The sequence below is a fragment of the Bartonella sp. AP21QHHD genome (genome assembly GCF_042196205.1).
Classification (GTDB): Bacteria; Pseudomonadota; Alphaproteobacteria; order Rhizobiales; family Rhizobiaceae; genus Bartonella.
Map to the genome: position 1 here is coordinate 1 of NZ_JBHIPT010000132.1, position 2,032 is coordinate 2,032.

At 37.1% G+C, this 2,032-nt stretch carries 1 protein-coding gene and 1 pseudogene; both read right to left on the bottom strand.

Annotated features, from left to right (window positions below; translation table 11 throughout):
• A partial coding sequence (locus ACFIMC_RS10215; protein ID WP_375680946.1) for a DUF6990 domain-containing protein occupies nt 1-1,290 on the bottom strand: 1,290 nt, incomplete at its 3' end.
• 6 nt (nt 1,291-1,296) lie between these two features.
• Nucleotides 1,297-2,032: pseudogene (locus ACFIMC_RS10220) on the bottom strand (hypothetical protein); the annotation flags it as partial.

The following is a 2,032-nucleotide window of genomic DNA, read 5'->3' on the forward strand; positions in this document are numbered from 1 at the left end:
TTTATCACGATAAACTGTCCAACCCATTTCTTTTAATTGCTCAGCAACCTTATTGAAAGTAATCAAAGCTTTCGGACCAAGGTGTGCTTCTGCTGCTTCTCGCTCATTAAGGATTTTCAGATGTTTTTCAGAAAATTCAACGGCATGGTTAACATATTTTTTTACTTCATTATCATCCAAATGTTCAGAAATCGTACCTGCTTTTAGAAAACTTTGATAAGATTTCAGGATATCAATTCGACCTGTCAACGCTAAACAAGCCAAATGCCAGACTATATCTATATTGTAGCTATACTTTTGAACACGTGTTTTGCTTTCTATTGATGCTTGTAAATCTTGGGCGCGTGCCCATTGTATTATCCGCTCAGAGATTTTTATCAAATCTTCCTCATTCAACGTCTCTACACAAATATCAATCCCTTTATCAAAACCGCTAAAAATCCCTCCCCCAATCGTATTAAAAGACTGATAAATATCCGTAGGTCGTATCCAATTATATTCTCCCCTATAGTGAATATATTCGCAAGCTACAGAAATCTCTTCGTTAGAGATCTCAGCTTCAAGACGGACATTGTAATTGTTATGGAGATGTACAAAACCAAAATCAAACTGAATAAAGCGATCTGGCAAAGAGAGCCACATTTTTCTAGGTTCCGTAGAAAACCACCCTTGGGTTTTAAGAATACGGCTTGCTGCAGTAAGGCTTATCGAGCGCTGTTTGGGCTTTTTACGCGTTAGAATATCGTCTAACTCCCCATTTTTATAAGCTTGCGCAAAAAGAATGAGGCGCTCATACCGCGTCATCGCTTTGTAATCTGCAAATTCTGGTACATGTAATTGAGGTGCCGGCTTATCAGACCTTAAAGCATCAATATCGCCAAGCAATGCTTGTGCAACAGCAGAATGATTGGCGGCTTCTTCACGCAATTTTTGTTCAATATTCTGCGTTTGTGCCCAAAAGATTACTTTGTTTAAAACAGCTTCGATATGACTTTCTGAAAGATTCTGTGCCACAATTCCGAAATTTTCTTCTGCATAAATCAACGTATCACCATATTCATAGCGCGACTGTTCGCCATTATCATATTCCTCAGCAAGACAATAAGCGGCGGTGGTAAGAGCAACTGATAGCCGCAACCTTCCACCATCCTCTCCATAATCTACAACATCATAGAGAATGCGTATTATACGATCGGAGAAATGATAATAAGCAAATGTATCTCCAACTTCATCGCGATAAATCTCCCAGCCCAATCTTTTTAAAATCTCTGTTACGTCTTTCGTTTTCATTATGCTTCACTTCCCTTTTAAATAGCTTGGATGTCGATCAACTCCATGGTGCAGTGTCCCCTCATTCCACTTCTTATCTAGCTGATTTTTAGCCCAATTCTTGTTAAATTTATCTAATTCTTTCTCCAATTCTTTTACACTGCCTTTAAAATTATCTATAGTACCTTTAAGATCTTTTTGATATTGATCAAATTTTTCTTTATTTTGCTTAAGATACTTTTCAGCTTCAGAACCACAAAATTTTATGCTTCCTGTTGTTTTACATATTTCTCTTAAACCTTTCTGCCCTTTACTTAATTTGGCTTTACCTGTTTTCGTCTCATCAAACGCTGGTTTTCCATCCTTAATAAATGTGTTATCGGGACGTGTTCTTACCTTAATTGTGCCTTTATCTGTCGTAATTTCAATTTCAATCGTTAATTCTTTTTCGCTGGGTGAAAATCCTTCCTCCTTTAATTTTTGTTTTTTCTCATCGCGTTTTTTGTCATGATGTTCCCTAGCTTTATTAAGCTTTTTACCTTTTCCATCATTGTCATCGTCATTATTGTTTTGTGGGTCTTTAGCATTCGCCTGAGAAGCTTTGTTTTTTTCTTCTTGTGAGTTTTGATTTGTTTTTTCGCTATCTTCTTCTCCATTTTTTGATGCAAACCAATAGGCAAGAAAATCAGCTATAGCGGTTCTATTGTTAGGAGATTGAACAATAGTTGCTCCACCAGCCATAAAAAGAGACAGAGCTGCCAAC